This is a genomic window from Streptomyces sp. NPDC017940 (assembly GCF_044328435.1).
Lineage (GTDB): Bacteria > Actinomycetota > Actinomycetes > Streptomycetales > Streptomycetaceae > Streptomyces.
Map to the genome: position 1 here is coordinate 292632 of NZ_JBIRHJ010000009.1, position 15420 is coordinate 308051.

The window sequence follows — 15420 nt, forward strand, 5'->3', positions numbered from 1 at the left end:
AGGGGTACGCATGACCGACACCGGCCAGGTCCCGGGCGAGGGACTGCCGGAGAGCGCAGGCAGGGTGGAGCAGCCGGGCGTCCCCGCGCCGGCCGCGTACACCTTCCTCGACCCCTCCGACCACCCCGCCGAGGACGACGACCTGCTGCTGATGCCGGGTGCCCAGGGCGCGTGGAGCGAGGCGCAGACCGCGCAGCCGGGCGCCGGCCAGCCGACGGCGGCGGGGCCGCGGGTGCGGCGGGCTGAGCGGGCGCAGCAGGTTCATCGGGCGCAGCAGGTGCAGGTGCAGCAGGTGCAGCAGACCCAGCGGGCCCAGCAGACGCAGCAGGCGCAGGGGCAGCGGGGACCGGCTCAGGGTGCGTCCGCCCAGGCCGTCGCCGCGGCGGCCGACGCCGGGCGGCAGCCGGGCGCCGCCCACCCGAACGCCGGTGCGGCAGCCGTCGGCCGGGCCCTCGCCGCCGACGCCAAGGCCGCGGGGCAGCCGGGGTCCGGCCAGGTCGGGGACGGTGCCGAGCAGTCGGTGGATGGTTCCGAGCAACTGGTGGGTGGGGCTGGGCAGCCGCCGGTGAGCGGTGCTGGGCAGTCGGTGAGCGGTCCCGGGCAGCCGGTGAGCGGTGCTGGGCAGCCGGTGAGCGGTGCTGGGCAGTCGGTGAGCGGTGCTGGGCAGCCGGTGAGCGGTGCTGGGCAGTCGGTGAGCGGTCCCGGGCAGTCGGTGAGCGGTGCTGGGCAGTCGGTGAGCGGTGCTGGGCAGCCGGTGAGCGGTCCCGGGCAGTCGGTGAGCGGTGCTGGGCAGTCGGTGAGTAGTGCTGGGCAGTCGGTTGATGGTGCTGAGCAGCGGGTGAATAGTCCCGAGCAGCCGGTGGATGGTTCCGAGCAGTCGGTGAGTGGTGGGCAGCACGTGAGCGGTCCCGAGCAGGTCGTGAGCGGTTCCGGGCAGCCCGTGGGTGGCGTCCAGCAGCAGATGGTCGGCGCTGAGCAGTCCGTGGGCGGTGCTGAGCCGTCCGTGGGTGGTGTTGGGCAGTCCGTGGGCGGTGCCGAGCCGTCCGTGGTTGGGGCTGAGCAGTCCGTGGCCGGTGCCGAGCAGTCCGTGGTCGGTGCTGAGCGGCCGGCGGGTGGGCCCGAGCAGCAGGTGGCCGGGCCCGAGCGTTCGGCGGTCGGCTCTGAGGGCTCGGCGGTTGCCCCCGGGCAGTCGGGGGTTGCCTCCGGGCAGTCGGGGGTTGCCCCCGGGCAGTCGGCGGTCGCCCCCGGGCAGTCGGCGGTTGCACCCGGCCAGTCGGCGGTTGCCCCCGGGCAGTCGGGGGTCGCCCCCGGGCAGTCGGCGGTCGGTCAGGCCCGGCTCGCGCACCAGCCGGGACCGCACGAGACCTCCGGCCGGGACAGCGGCTCCGTCGACCTGACCGGCGTGACCCTGCCCGGCGGCCACGGCACCATGCCCGCGTCGCACGACAGCGGTGCCACGCACCAGAGCCCCGTCCGGCGCCCGCTGCACCGCGGCCCGGCCGCGCCCGCCGTGCCCGACGGCGCCGCCAGCCCCGTCCGCTCCCTGGCCGACCGTGGCCCCGCGAACGGCACGCCGCACCGCAGGCCCGTACGGCAGGCGGGTCCGCCGACGAGCGGCCCGGAGTACCTGGACGTCCCGCGCGACGACGCGGCCACCCCGCCCGCTCCCCAGCTCGGCGAGATCCCCCCGCAGGGGGCCGTGCCGTGGTCGCCGCAACCGCAGGAAACGCAGCGCGTACCAGCAGAAACGGTCGTCCCGGTGGGCGCGGGTGACTCTCCCGCCACACAGGCCACACCCGTGTCGGTGAGCGACGCACCGGTCCCGGACGCGTCCGGTGCTGCGGCTGCGGGCGGTGGCTCAGCCCCGTACGGAGGCTCCGCTCCGGCGGGTGGCCCGGCTCCGGCGGGTGGCCCGGCTCCGGCGGACGGCTCCGCTCCCGTCGACGGCGGCACGGTCGTGGCCGAGGATTCGCTTCCGGCGGACGGCGCCACTCCGGGCGTCCTGGCCGACGGGTCCGATTCCGGGGACGCCTCGGCCGAAGGGTCCGGTTCCAGGGGCACCCCGGCCGATGGATCCAGCCCTGCGAACGTCCCGGCCGACGGATCCGGCCCCGTGACTTCCGCCACCGACGGATCCGCACCCGCACCCGCGACCTCCGCTTCCGTGAACGGCGCGGACCCCGCGTCCGCAACCCCCGCCCCCGGCGCACCGGAGGCATCCGAAGCACCGGCCGCCGAAGGTGCCCCGCAGGCGCCCGCGGCGACGCAGGGCCCCGCCCCGGCGTACGGGGAGCAGCCCGCGCACGCCCCCCAGGAGCCCGCCGCAGCCATGAACGTCCCCGGCACTGGAACTGGCTCTGGCACTGGCCCCGGACCCGACGCGGGTCCTGGTACCGGTGACGCCACCGCTATTGCTACCGCCACCGCCACCGCCACCGCCACCGCCACCGCCACGGGCACAGACGCCGACGCCGTCACCGGCACCGGTGACGGCACCGTCGCAAGCCCCGGCACCGGTGACGGCCCCGACGCAAGCCCCGCCACCGGTAACAGCACCGGCGCAAGCCCCGCCACCGGCGCCCCCACCGGCACAGACCCCGGCCTCACCCCCGCCGGAGCCCCCGCCACCCCACCAGTCGGCACCCCCGACGTCCCCGACGCGGCAGACCAGGGCACCGTGGCGCCCCCCTCCGTCCCGGAGCCCGCGACGGTGACCCCGGCCGCGCCCACCCCCGCGCCGGAAGGCGCCGCCCCCCTCCCGCACGAGGCACCCGCGGCCCCGGCCGCCGCGGGCAACGCCGCCGGGGCCGCCCCGGGAACCCCGGGCCCGCACGCCGAAGGTCAGGCCGGTACGCCCGCCCACCCGGCCCCGCAGTACGCCGTGGCCCCGCAGGCCCCCGACGCCGCGCAGCCGTGGCCCGAGGCGCACACCGCGCAGGGGCCGCACATCGCCGGAGCCGGGCTGCCGGACGCCGCCGCCGGGCAGGCCCTCGCGGGCCAGGCGCCCGCGCCCCTCGGCCAGTTCGTGCCGGTCGACGGCTCGGTGCCCACCACACCGCACCTCGCGCCGACACCGTCGAGCCCGATGGCCGTGCCGCCCGAGTACCTCACACCGGAGCCGGAGGCCGCGACCGGCGGCCCCGGCGCCCCGGCACCGCAGACCGCCGAGGCCGACCAGGACCCCGCAGCCGTACCGGCGGACGGGCTCCCGGGACAGGCCGAGGCCGCGCCGGACTCCTGGCAGGGCGCGGACTCCGCTCCCGACGCCACCCCCGACGCCGGGCAGCAGCCCGCAGCCACCGTGCCCGCACCCCGCGACGGAGACCGGCCCACGGCCGTGCCCGCCGGAGCGGCACCCGCACCCGTCGACGCGGCGGAGGACGGCTCCCCGTTCCCGTCCGCCCCGGCGACGACCGACCCCGACGAGCCGATGCACGCACCTCACCCGGCCGGACCGACCGACCCCGCACACCAGGCCGGGCAGCAGCCCGTTCCGGCCCTCCTCATCGAGGACGGGCCCGAAGACCTGAGCGACCTGACCGACCTGACCGCGCCCGCCGCACCGGCGGACGCGGACGAAGGCCCCCAGGCCCTGCTGCTCACCACCGACGCGGCGGACCCGGCAGCCGCGGCGGACACGACAGACGAAGCCGCCCTCCGCGAGGAGGCCGAGGAACCCGGCGCCGACGGCTCGGTGGAACCGCCCGCTCCGGGCTACGCCGACGCCGAGCGCGAGGCCGTCCTGCGGGTGATGCGCGAGCGCCGCGACATCCGCCACGGCTTCCGCGGCGACCCGATCCCGCACGAGGTCCTGCTCCGCGTCCTGGAGGCCGCCCACACGGCACCCTCCGTGGGGCACTCCCAGCCGTGGGACTTCGTGGTCATCCGGTCCGCGGAGACCCGGCGCACCATGCACGAACTGGCCCAGCGCCAGCGCGAGGCGTACGCCAAGTCGCTGCCCAAGGGCCGCGCCAAGCAGTTCAAGGAACTGAAGATCGAGGCCATCCTCGACACCCCGGTGAACATCGTCGTCACCGCCGACCCCACCCGCGGCGGCCGCCACACCCTCGGCAGGCACACCCAGCCGCAGATGGCCCCGTACTCCTCGGCGCTCGCCGTCGAGAACCTGTGGCTCGCCGCCCGCGCCGAAGGACTCGGCGTCGGCTGGGTCAGCTTCTTCGACGAGCGCGAGATGGTGCGCGCCCTCGGCCTGCCGGAGCACCTGGAGGTCGTCGCGTACCTGTGTGTCGGGTACGTGGACGAGTTCCCCGACGAGCCGGAGCTGATGCAGGCAGGCTGGTCCAAGCGGCGCCCGCTGTCCTGGGTCGTGCACGAGGAGACGTACGGCCGGCGCGCCCTGCCCGGCGAGGAACCGCACGACCTGCTCGCCGAGACCGTGGGCAACATCCGCCCGCTGGACGCCAAGGCGCTCGGCGAGGCGTGGGAGCGGCAGAAACGCATGACGAAGCCCGCCGGGGCGCTCGGCATGCTGGAGATCATCTCCGCGCAGCTCTCCGGCCTGTCCCGGATGTGCCCGCCCCCGATCCCGGAGCCCGCGGCTGTCGCGATCTTCGCGGGTGACCACGGCGTGCACGCCCAGGGCGTCACGTCCTGGCCCCAGGAGGTGACCGGCCAGATGGTCGCCAACTTCCTCGGTGGCGGCGCGGTCTGCAACGCCTTCGCGAACCAGGTCGGCGCCGAGGTCTGCGTCATCGACGTGGGCGTGGCCGGTGAACTCCCCGCGACGCCCGGCCTGCTGCCGCGCAAGATCCGGCCCGGCACGGCCGACATGACGACCGGCCCCGCGCTCACCCGCGAGGAGGTCCAGGCCGCCATCGAGGTGGGCATCGAGACCGCCCGCGACCTGGTGGCGGCGGGCAACAAGGCGCTGCTCACCGGCGAGATGGGCATCGCCAACACCACGGCGTCCGCGGCCCTCATCTCCGTGTACACCGACACCGACCCCGTCGAGGTCACCGGACGCGGCACGGGCATCAACGACGAGATGCACGCCCGCAAGGTCGAGGTCGTCCGCCGCGCCCTCGACCTGCACCAGCCCGACCCGGCCGACCCCGTCGGCGTGCTCGCGGCCATCGGCGGCCTGGAGCACGCCGCGATGGTGGGCCTGCTCCTCGGCGGCGCCTCACTGCGCACCCCCGTCATCCTGGACGGCGTGAGCGCGGGTGCCGCGGCCCTGGTCGCCCGCGCCATCGCCCCCGAGGTCCTCGCGGCCTGCATCGCCGGTCACCGCAGCGCCGAGCCCGGGCACGTCGCCGCCCTGAACAAGCTGGGCCTGCGTCCCCTGGTCGACCTGGACCTGCGCCTCGGCGAGGGCACCGGCGCGCTGCTCGCCCTGCCCGTCGTGCAGAGCGCGGCCCGCGCGATGCACGAGGTCGCCACGTTCGACTCGGCGGGCGTCACCGAGAAGTAGTCCCTCGGCGCGGCGGGAGCGGGGCCGGTGCCCTCAGCACCGGCCCCACTCCCGCCCTACGCTGGAGCGACCTCTAAAATCCGCACGTCAGGGCCGCTCCAGAGCCGTAGCGCCCATCGCCCCGCGCCGACGAGGAGCCGTACCGTCATGGCCGAACACCCCGCCTACCCCGTAGGCCTCCGCCTCGCCGGCCGCCGTGTCGTCGTCCTCGGCGGCGGCCAGGTCGCCCAGCGCCGCCTGCCCGCGCTCATCGCCGCGGGCGCCGACATCCTCCTCGTGTCGCCGTCCGCCACCCCGTCGGTGGAGGCGATGGCCGACGCGGGCGAGATCACCTGGGAGCGGCGCCGCTACGCCGACGGCGACCTCACCGACACCTGGTACGCCCTGGTCGCCACCAGCGACCACGCCGCGAACGAGGCGGCGTCGGCGGAGGCCGAGCGGTCCCGCGTGTGGTGCGTACGCTCCGACGACGCCGACGCGGCGACGGCCTGGACGCCCGCCACCGGCCGCAGCGAGGGCGTCACCGTGGCGGTCCTCACCGCCGAGGCCAAGGACCGCGACCCCCGCCGCACCGCCGCCATCCGCGACGCCCTGGTGGAGGGGCTGCGCGACGGCAGCCTGGTGGCACCGCAGCACCGCACCCGCACCCCCGGCGTCGCCCTGGTCGGCGGCGGCCCCGGCGACCCGGACCTGATCACGGTCCGCGGACGCAGGCTGCTCGCCGAGGCCGACGTGGTCATCGCCGACCGGCTCGGCCCGCGCGACCTCCTCGACGAACTCCCGCCGCACGTCGAGGTGATCGACGCGGCGAAGATCCCCTACGGCCGCTTCATGGCCCAGGAGGCCATCAACAACGCGCTGATCGAGCACGCCGAGCAGGGCAAGGCGGTGGTCCGCCTCAAGGGCGGCGACCCCTTCGTCTACGGCCGCGGCATGGAGGAGGTGCAGGCCCTGGCGGAGGCGGGCATCGCGTGCACGGTGGTGCCCGGCATCTCCAGCTCGATCTCGGTACCGGGCGCCGCCGGCATCCCGGTGACGCACCGGGGCGTGGCGCACGAGTTCACCGTGGTCAGCGGGCACGTCGCACCCGACGACGAGCGCTCCCTGGTCGACTGGGCGGCGCTCGCCCGGCTGCGCGGCACACTGGTGATCCTGATGGGCGTGGACAAGATCGGCCGTATCGCCGAGACCCTGATCGCCCACGGCAAGCCCGCCGACACCCCGCTGGCCCTCGTCCAGGAAGGCACGACGGCCGCCCAGCGCCGCGTGGACGCGACCCTCGGGACGGTCGCGGAAGCGGTGCGGACCCACGAGGTGAAGCCCCCGGCGGTCATCGTGATCGGCCCGGTGGCCGCGATGGTCCCCGCACCGCCCGCCTGACCGCACCGCCCGCACATCACCCCGCGTGACCACCGGTGACGGAACCGGTTCCCAGCCGTTGGCACCACCTCCAGGACAAGGCAGTATCACCCTGTGGCCGATCTCCTCACCATCGACGACCCCGACGATCCGCGCCTGAGCGACTACACGGACCTGACCGACGTCGAGCTGCGCCGCAGGCGCGAGCCCGCCGAGGGCCTGTTCATCGCCGAGGGCGAGAAGGTGATCAGGCGCGCGAGGCTCGCGGGCTACGAGATGCGCTCGATGCTGCTCTCCGCGAAGTGGGTCGACGTCATGCGGGACGTCATCGACGAGGTCCCGGCACCGGTCTACGCCGTCAGCCCCGCCCTCGCCGAGCGGGTCACCGGCTACCACGTGCACCGCGGCGCCCTCGCCTCGATGCGGCGCAAGCCGCTGCCCACGGCCGACGAGATCCTCGGGCGACACCGCCGCGTCGTGGTCATGGAGGCGGTCAACGACCACACCAACATCGGTGCGATCTTCCGCTCCGCCGCCGCCCTCGGCATGGACGCGGTGCTGCTCTCGCCCGACTGCGCGGACCCGCTCTACCGCCGCTCGGTGAAGGTCTCCATGGGCGCGGTCTTCTCCGTGCCCTACGCACGCCTCGACTCCTGGCCGCGAGGACTCGACGGCGTCCGGGAGGCGGGCTTCGACCTGCTGGCCCTCACCCCCGACGAGAAGGCCAAGACCCTCGACGAGACGGCCCCCCACCGCATGGACCGCGTCGCCCTCATGCTCGGCGCCGAGGGCGAGGGGCTGTCCACCCAGGCCCTCGTCGCGGCCGACGAATGGGTCCGCATCCCGATGGCACACGGCGTCGACTCGCTCAACGTGGGCGCGGCGGCAGCCGTCGCGTTCTACGCGGTGGCGACGGGCCGTCCGGGAACCTGAGCGCAGGACCCCGTACGCGAGCACGGGAAAGGGCGCGGTCGGCGCGGCTTCCGTCGGTACGGAGGCTCAGCCCAGCGTCGCGCCGGTTCCGGGGGGCTGCGGCCCCTCGCCCACCAGGCCCTGGCCGACGACCCGTACGGCGTCCTGCCCGGCCCCGAGCCCTCGCGCGGGCCCCTGGCACCCCTGAGCTGCGGCGATCCCAAGAGCGACGAGCAGCGTCACGACGACGAACACGAAGAGGCGCTGCCGCAGCAGCCGCGGGTTGGCGGGCCGCCGTCCCGTGCCCGTGGTGCGCGGGCCGCCCTTGCGTCCCGCGCCGCTGCGGGGCGCGGGCCTGCCGCCCGGACGCGAGCCGTCGCGCGCGGCGCCCGACCGTGCGCCCGCCTGCGAACCACCGGTGCGGGGCCCGCCACCGGCACGGGACCCGCCGGTCCGCGAACCCCCGGTCCGCGAGCCCCCGGTCCGCGAGCCCCCGGTCCGTGAGTCACCCGTACGCGAGCCCCCCGTGCGTGAGCCTCCCGTGCGTGAGCCTCCCGTGCGTGAGCCTCCCGTACGGGGGTCCCCGGTGCGCGAGGAGCCGGTGCGGGAAGGCCCGGTGCGCGGCAGGGGAGTGCCGGGGGCCGTGCGTCGTTGCGTGCGCTGGTCCTCGTACGTGTCGTACGCCTCCGCGAGGCGGCCCGTGGGGCGGTCCTGGTCCTTGCGGGGCGCGGGCGGCCGCACGTCGCTGAGGCCCTGGGCCTCGCGGGCCGCGATCTCCTTGAGCCGCAGTGACAGTTGCAGCGTGCTGGGACGTTCCTCCGGGGCCTTGGCGAGACAGGCGCGCAGGAGCGGGGCTAGGGCGTCCGGCACGCTCTGCAACTGGGCCTCCTCGTGCACGACGCGGTACAGCATCACCTCGGAACTGCCGTGTCCGAAGGGAGAGTCGGCCATCGAGGTGTACGCGAGCGTGGCACCGAGCGCGAACACGTCGGTGGCGGGGGTGACGGCGGCCCCGCGCACCTGCTCGGGCGCGAGGAAGCCCGGGGAGCCGACGGCCGTGCCCACATGGGTCAGGGTCGAGGCGCCGGTGGCCCAGGCGATGCCGAAGTCGATGATCCGCGGCCCCTTGGGGGACAGCAGGATGTTCGACGGCTTGAGGTCCCGGTGGACGACACCGGCCTCGTGCACCGCGACGAGCCCCTCGGAGAGCGCGGCACCGATGACGGCGACCTCGGCCGCCGACAGCGGGCCCTCGGCTGCGACCTTGTCGTGCAGCGAGGGCCCCGGCACGTACTGGGTGGCGAACCAGGGCCGGTCCGCCTCCAGGTCGGCGGCGACGAGCCGGGCCGTGCAGCCGCCGCGGATGCGCCGGGCCGCCGACACCTCACGGGCGAAGCGGGAGCGGAACTCCTGGTCCTCCGCGAGGTCCGGCCTGATCACCTTCAGGGCGACGCGCTGACCGCGGCGGTCGGAGCCCAGATAGACCACGCCCATCCCGCCGGCGCCCAGCCGCCTGTGCAGCCTGAACGAGCCGACGACACGCGGGTCCTCGCGCCTCAGGCGCATCATCGCCATGTTCATCCCCGCTGCCCGGTCCGTCTGACGAGCCACAGCTTACGTTTCCGCGGCCGGGCACGTGCAGAGGCCGCGCCCTCGCGGGCCGACGGATTGTCAGTGCCTGGTGAGAAACTCGAAGAGTGGTCAGAAGCCGTGGCACACGGGGCTCTTCGCGGCTTCAGGACCGTCAACCGCCCGTCGCTGAAGGGGGTTTGATCGCGTGAAGGGTGACCGCGTGGAGATAGTGGTGGACGCCGGGGACACGACGCGTACGTACGAAGTGGTGGCGAGCAGGGCCGGCCGCCGGGTCGAGACGGCCGTCCGCAGGGGAGTGGTGGAAGTGAGCGAAGTCACCCGCAGTGGCTCCGTGGTCCGCACGGCACGGTTCATGTCGACCCGCGTCCTGGCCCTGGTGGAGCAGCCCGTCCCCCGCGAGGACAGCTCCGAGCGGCCGGGGCGTCCCCTCCGGGAAGACCCCGAGACCTAGGCCCCCGTCTCCACCCACGGGAGTAGTTGTGTGACGAGCGGTCATCCTCCGGGAGGCCAGCCAATCGGTACGAGGGCATGACGACCTTTCACCGCGATCGGCCTAAGTTTGAGGTCAAGCGGCGGGTGCAGCACTCGTCCCCCGAGGTCAGGCACCCGCCGCTACACGAGAACCCCGGTGCACACAGCATGACCGCACCGATCAGACGCAGTACGCGACAAGGTCAGGAAGGGAGCGAACCATGGCGGACACCGCGCCGCGGACGATGATCCGCACACAGGGACGAAAGCTCTCCACCCTGGGCGTCCGGCCGTCCGGAACGCGCCACCCCCTGGTGGCCACGCTCATGGTCCTCCCCCTGGCAGCCCTGCTCGCGGTCGCCTTCGGCGGCTGGGAGGCAGTGGTCACACAAGCGTCGTCCGTGGGCGTGATGCTGGGGCGCTGAGCGGCGCCCCGGGCCCGGAAGAGCGGTCCGGGCGGGGACATCCGGCCATGAAACCCCGTGGGGACGGGGGTGCGGCGGACGGCACGACAGCCCGCGCAGCTGGGGAGCTGCGCGGGCTGTTTCTTTTCCCGCACCCGGCCCCGGGCGGTGCGGGTTTCCCGCCGCGGGCCGGGACGCCCCGCGCGACCCCGTACGCTCAGCGCACACTCCGAGCACTCCGGGACCGATCCACGTGACCACCCTCATCCCCGCCCTGACCGCACAGGCCAGACTCAGGGCACGCCACAGCGAGGGCTGCGCATGCAGCGAACCGCACGCCGTCCTGGCCGACCGCACCGACGCCACGGTCGTCCGGCACGCCCAGGTGGTGGCGAAGGCGCACGCGCCCGGCACACCCGAGCCCGCCCTGACGGCACGCCTCGCGGCGGCCGCGCACCCCGGCCTCGCGGACACCCTCCTCGCCCCGCTGTCCGCGCGCCCGACCCGCCTGCACGACCGCCTGGTCACGTTCTGGCCGTACGGCGCCCCGGTCGACAGGGACGACCCGGACGCGGCCCCCTGGGAGGCGGCAGCCACCCTCCTGGCCCGGCTGCACCGCACCCCGCTCGCCCGGCTCCCGCGGCCGCTGCCGCCGATGCGGGGCCCGGAGAAGGCGGCCCGCGCCGTGGCCCGGCTGCGGGCGGCCGCCCCGCACCCCGCCGCGTCCCCGGTGGAGCGCGCCTGGGCGGTGCTGCCCGCCTGGGCCCGCGACGAGGCGCCCTGCCCCGGCCCGTCGTACCTGTGCCACGGAGACCTGCACCTCGGCCAGCTCGTCCGCACACCACCCGACCCGCGCCTCGGCCACCTCGGCCACCTCGTCCCGGCGCACCCGGACCCGCGGTCGGGCCGCCCCGGCTCCGCTCCCGCCGACCGCTGGCGGCTCATCGACGTCGACGACCTCGGCACCGGCGACCCCGCCTGGGACCTGGCGCGGCCCGCCGCCTGGTACGCCTGCGGGCTGCTGCTTCCGCAGGAGTGGACGCGGTTCCTGAACGCCTACCGCGCGGCGGGCGGCCCGGCCGTGCCCGCGGACGGCGCGGACCCCTGGCCGGTCCTGGATGTCCCGGCCCGCGCGCTGACCGTGCAGACCGCGGCCCTCGCGACAGCCAAGGCGGTGGCCGCGGGGCGCGCCCTCGACGAGGTCGAGGAGACGTTCGTGGACGCCTGCCGCAGGATGGCCGCCGTACCGCCCGACTTGGCGCCCACCTGCACGAAGTAGGGTGCACTGCACCCCAGCCGGGCAGACATCCGGCGAAGCAGTCACGAGTGTCGAGGAGTTGAGCCGACCATGCAGTGCCCCAAGTGTCACGCACCGATGCACACGTACAACCGCAATGGCGTCCAGATCGAGCAGTGCAGTGGCTGCCGCGGCATATTCCTCGACTACGGCGAGCTGGAGGCCCTGACCCGCCTGGAGGGCCAGTGGAACGGGCCCCAGGCCCCACCGGCACCGCCGGCCGCTCCGGCCTATCCGGCGGCGCCCGCACCCGCGTGGGGCGCCCCGCACACCGGCCACCACGAGCACCACGGCCACCACGGCCACAAGCGGCACAAGAGCTTCGGGCACATGCTCTTCTCCTCCTGAGCGGCCGCGCTCCGAGCGGGAGGCACGACGAAGCCCCCGGCCGTGGAGACGGCCGGGGGCTTCATGGAGCTGGTGCGCGATACTGGGATTGAACCAGTGACCTCTTCCGTGTCAGGGAAGCGCTCTCCCGCTGAGCTAATCGCGCGGGTCAACCTGCGACGCGGCCCCCGCTGGGGACCTGTGCGTGCGCGATACTGGGATTGAACCAGTGACCTCTTCCGTGTCAGGGAAGCGCTCTCCCGCTGAGCTAATCGCGCGGGAAACCTCTGAACGATCAGAGGTTCCAGTGGACGATACTGGGATTGAACCAGTGACCTCTTCCGTGTCAGGGAAGCGCTCTCCCGCTGAGCTAATCGTCCTTGGAGGTGGAGACGGGATTTGAACCCGTGTAGACGGCTTTGCAGGCCGTTGCCTCGCCTCTCGGCCACTCCACCAGGAGTTACGGGGGTTCGGGAAGATCCCCCGCGGTTCCTGCGAGCGGACGACCAGGTTCGAACTGGCGACCTCAACCTTGGCAAGGTTGCGCTCTACCAACTGAGCTACGTCCGCTTGTCTTTCCCGGCCCGCTTCCGCGTCCCGGCGACGTGGTGAACTCTAGCGGATTCCCGGGCCAGTACAAAAACGCGTTTGCGCAGCGTGCTGGGTTGTCGCATCGCCGCAGGAGGCCCGGGGCGCCCTCGGGGCGCCGGTCATAGACTCGCAGACGTGCACGACCTGTCTCCCATGGCACGCTTCGGCGGCCTCGTCGCGACCGATCTCCGGGACGTGACCAGCGACCCTTCCGCCCTGGAGTCCACCGGCTTCTGGGCGGTGTCCGCGGACTTCGAGGGCCGGCTCGTGTGCGCCCGCTTCGGCCGGGTGCGCACGGAATCCGTGCCCGCGCCGGTGCCGGACGCCTGGCGCGGCCCCGCTCCCGGTGACTGGACGTCGTCGCTCGACCGCGCCGCGTACACGGAAGGCGTGCGTCGGATACGGGCCCACATCGCCGCCGGCGACGTGTACCAGGCGAACCTCTGCCGGGTCCTTTCCGCGCCACTGGCCGAGGACGGGACCCCCGCCGACGTGGACGCCCTCACCGCGCTCCTGGCCCGCGGCAACCCGGCCCCCTACGCGGGCACCGTCAGACTGCCCGGCAACGGCGTGGAGATAGCCACGGCCTCGCCCGAGCTGTTCCTGCGCCGGGCGGGCGACGTCGTCGAGTCCGGGCCCATCAAGGGCACCGGACGCACGGAGGCGGACCTCCTGGAGAAGGACCACGCCGAGAACGTCATGATCGTGGACCTCGTCCGCAACGACCTGGGACGCGTCTGCGCGTCGGGCACCGTGACCGTGCCCGACCTGTGCGTGGTGGAGAAGCACCCCGGCCTCGTGCACCTCGTCTCCACCGTCCGCGGCGAGCTGCGCGCCGCCGTCGGCTGGCCGGAGCTCTTGACCGCCACCTTCCCGCCCGGCTCCGTCACCGGCGCCCCGAAGTCCAGTGCCCTGCGCATCATCGACTCCCTGGAGACCGCGCCGCGCGGCCCGTACTGCGGCGGCATCGGCTGGGTCGACGCGGACCGGCGCACCGGGGAGCTCGCCGTCGGCATCCGCACGTTCTGGGTCGACCGGACCGCCGGGAGCGCCGGGGGCGGTGCCGTGCTGCGGTTCGGTACGGGGGCGGGGATCACCTGGGGCTCGGACCCCGAGGGGGAGTGGCGCGAGACGGAGCTGAAGGCGGCCAGGCTGCTGGCGGTAGCCTCGGGCACGTACGCACCAGGTCGATGACCTGCACACGGACCGACGTCGCAAGGTGAGGCGCAGTGAAGATATGGCTCGACGGCGGGCTGCGGGACCTCGATTCCGCGCACGTCTCCGTGTTCGACCACGGACTGACCGTCGGTGACGGCGTCTTCGAGACCGTGAAGGCGGTCGCGGGACGGCCGTTCGCGCTCACCCGCCACCTGGACCGCCTCGCCCGCTCCGCGCGCGGCCTCGGCCTGCCCGAGCCGGACGCGGACGAGGTGCGCCACGCCTGCGCCGCAGTCCTCGACGCCGGTCCGACGGCGCTCGGGCGGCTGCGCATCACGTACACCGGAGGCCTCGCGCCGCTCGGTTCGGACCGCGGCGACCAGGGCCCCACGCTCGTCGTCGCCCTCGACGGGGCCGTGCGCAGGCCCGACTCGACCGCCGTGATCACCGTCCCCTGGACCCGCAACGAACGCGGCGCGCTGACCGGCCTGAAGACCACTTCGTACGCCGAGAACGTCGTCGCCCTCGCGCGCGCCAAGGAGCGCGGTGCCACCGAGGCGCTGTTCGCCAACACGGCGGGGCGGCTGTGCGAGGGCACGGGCACGAACGTCTTCGTCGTCCTCGACGGCGAGATCCACACCCCGCCGCTCGCCTCGGGCTGCCTGGCAGGCATCACGCGCGAGCTCACTCTCCAGTGGACCGGCGCGCACGAGACCGACCTGCCCCTCGATGTCCTCGACCGCGCCGACGAGGTCTTCCTCACCTCGACGCTGCGCGACGTGCAGGCCGTGCGCCGGATCGACGACCGCCGACTCCCCGACGCACCGGGCCCGGTGACGGCCAAGGCGATGCAGATCTTCGACGAGCGGGCGGGGAACGACCTCGACCCGTGAGGGACGGGACCAGGGGAGCCGGGGGCGCGAAACCGGATGACGCGGGGGCGCCCAACGGGTAGAACTCCCGTGATGACGACGACCCTGCGGCCGTCCGGGCCGCTCCACGAGAGCACCGAGGGCGCCAAGTCGCGCGACTACGACGTCTGCGTGAACAGCCGCCCCGTCGGCCGGATCCGACTGGCCACCCACGCGGACTTCGGCCCCCGCTTCGCGGAGATCCGGGACCTGCGCATCGACGCCCCGGACCGCAGGCGGGGCCGCGCGACCGTGGCGGCACTCGCCGCCGAGGAGGTGGCCCGCGGCTGGGGCTGCGCCGAGATCGCGGCGGTCGTGCCGGTCACGGCCCCCGGCGGCCTCGCCCTCGCCGCGGCGCTCGGCTACGTGGAGCGCGGGCGCGGGATGACGAAAGCGCTGCCGCCCGCACCGCCCGAGCTGCCGCGGGGCGTGCGGGCGCGGGCGATGACGGCCGAGGAGTTCACGGCCTGGGCCGAGCACTCCCGGCAGAGCTACGCCCGGGACTGGACCGAGCGCGGCGTCCCGGAGGCGCAGGCCCGCGCCAAGGCCACGGCGGACTACGAATCGCTGCTCGCCGGGGGTGCGGCCACGCCCGGCAGCAGGCTCAGCGTCCTGGTCCACGACGGGGCGGTCGTCGGCACGCTGTGGCTCGCCACGGTCGACGGCGACATCTTCGTGTACGACGTCGAGGTCGGCACCGGACACCGCGGTCACGGTCACGGCCGCTCCCTGATGCTCCTCGCCGAACGGCAGAGCATCGAGGCGGGCAAGGACCGCATCGGCCTGCACGTCTTCGCGGGGAACACACCCGCGCTGCGTCTGTACGAGTCCCTGGGCTACGAGGCGACCGAGTACGCGCTGTACAAGCGGCTGCTGTGACCCGGACGCCGTCGTGCCCCGGACGTCGTCGTGCCCCGGCCCCGGCGCACAGGAACGGGTGTCCGCCCCGGAGCGGGACTGGGCACC

11 protein-coding genes and 5 tRNA genes are annotated in these 15420 nt (G+C 74.9%); 10 read left to right on the forward strand and 6 right to left on the reverse strand.

Features of this window, described 5'->3' with window-relative positions; genetic code table 11:
- The first annotated feature begins 1429 nt into the window (after positions 1–1429).
- The 3 genes from cobT to ACH4DX_RS29865 all read left to right on the forward strand — a co-directional run bounded on the left by cobT (position 1430) and on the right by ACH4DX_RS29865 (position 7723).
- Entirely contained in the window at positions 1430–5431 is a 4002-nt protein-coding gene (gene cobT / locus ACH4DX_RS29855; protein WP_398157510.1) for a nicotinate-nucleotide--dimethylbenzimidazole phosphoribosyltransferase, read from the forward strand.
- Between the two features lie 147 nt (positions 5432–5578).
- A complete protein-coding gene (cobA, locus tag ACH4DX_RS29860; RefSeq protein ID WP_398157421.1) occupies positions 5579–6811 on the forward strand; it encodes a uroporphyrinogen-III C-methyltransferase in 1233 nt (410 codons plus the stop codon).
- 93 nt (positions 6812–6904) lie between these two features.
- Positions 6905–7723, forward strand: a complete 819-nt coding sequence (locus ACH4DX_RS29865) for a TrmH family RNA methyltransferase (RefSeq protein ID WP_398157422.1) — start codon at positions 6905–6907, stop codon at positions 7721–7723.
- 66 nt (positions 7724–7789) lie between these two features.
- Here ACH4DX_RS29865 and ACH4DX_RS29870 read toward each other — a convergent pair whose 3' ends face one another.
- Entirely contained in the window at positions 7790–9283 is a 1494-nt protein-coding gene (locus ACH4DX_RS29870) for a protein kinase (protein WP_398157511.1), read from the reverse strand.
- Positions 9284–9479: 196 nt separating this feature from the next.
- Here ACH4DX_RS29870 and ACH4DX_RS29875 point away from each other — a divergent pair, with 196 nt between their 5' ends.
- The 4 genes from ACH4DX_RS29875 (at position 9480) to ACH4DX_RS29890 (ending at position 11815) form a co-directional block, all read left to right on the forward strand.
- Positions 9480–9746, forward strand: coding sequence for a hypothetical protein (locus ACH4DX_RS29875; RefSeq protein WP_058851844.1), 267 nt, complete (start codon positions 9480–9482; stop codon positions 9744–9746).
- A gap of 241 nt (positions 9747–9987) precedes the next feature.
- Positions 9988–10191 carry a hypothetical protein gene (locus tag ACH4DX_RS29880; RefSeq protein ID WP_398121763.1) on the forward strand — a complete coding sequence of 68 codons (204 nt, stop codon included), beginning with the start codon at positions 9988–9990 and terminating at the stop codon, positions 10189–10191.
- A 226-nt stretch (positions 10192–10417) separates the two neighbouring features.
- Positions 10418–11449 (forward strand): phosphotransferase family protein, encoded by a 1032-nt coding sequence (locus ACH4DX_RS29885; protein ID WP_398157512.1) that lies wholly within the window; start codon positions 10418–10420, stop codon positions 11447–11449.
- 69 nt (positions 11450–11518) lie between these two features.
- Positions 11519–11815, forward strand: a complete 297-nt coding sequence (locus tag ACH4DX_RS29890) for a zf-TFIIB domain-containing protein (RefSeq protein ID WP_398157423.1) — start codon at positions 11519–11521, stop codon at positions 11813–11815.
- Between the two features lie 70 nt (positions 11816–11885).
- Here ACH4DX_RS29890 and ACH4DX_RS29895 read toward each other — a convergent pair.
- The 5 genes from ACH4DX_RS29895 to ACH4DX_RS29915 form a co-directional block, all read right to left on the reverse strand.
- Positions 11886–11960, reverse strand: a tRNA-Val gene (locus tag ACH4DX_RS29895).
- Positions 11961–12000: 40 nt separating this feature from the next.
- Positions 12001–12072: transfer RNA gene (locus ACH4DX_RS29900), tRNA-Val, on the reverse strand.
- 30 nt (positions 12073–12102) lie between these two features.
- A tRNA-Val gene (locus ACH4DX_RS29905) sits at positions 12103–12174 on the reverse strand.
- A 1-nt stretch (position 12175) separates the two neighbouring features.
- Positions 12176–12249 (reverse strand) — tRNA-Cys (locus ACH4DX_RS29910).
- A gap of 42 nt (positions 12250–12291) precedes the next feature.
- A tRNA-Gly gene (locus ACH4DX_RS29915) sits at positions 12292–12364 on the reverse strand.
- Between the two features lie 156 nt (positions 12365–12520).
- On the opposite strand from ACH4DX_RS29915, the gene ACH4DX_RS29920 reads away from it, so the two are divergent.
- The 3 genes from ACH4DX_RS29920 to ACH4DX_RS29930 all read left to right on the forward strand — a co-directional run bounded on the left by ACH4DX_RS29920 (position 12521) and on the right by ACH4DX_RS29930 (position 15333).
- A complete protein-coding gene (locus ACH4DX_RS29920) occupies positions 12521–13579 on the forward strand; it encodes a chorismate-binding protein (protein WP_398157424.1) in 1059 nt (352 codons plus the stop codon).
- Positions 13580–13614: 35 nt separating this feature from the next.
- A complete protein-coding gene (locus tag ACH4DX_RS29925) occupies positions 13615–14436 on the forward strand; it encodes an aminotransferase class IV (protein WP_398157425.1) in 822 nt (273 codons plus the stop codon).
- A 72-nt stretch (positions 14437–14508) separates the two neighbouring features.
- Positions 14509–15333, forward strand: a complete 825-nt coding sequence (locus ACH4DX_RS29930; protein WP_398157426.1) for a GNAT family N-acetyltransferase — start codon at positions 14509–14511, stop codon at positions 15331–15333.
- The last annotated feature ends 87 nt before the right edge of the window (positions 15334–15420 follow it).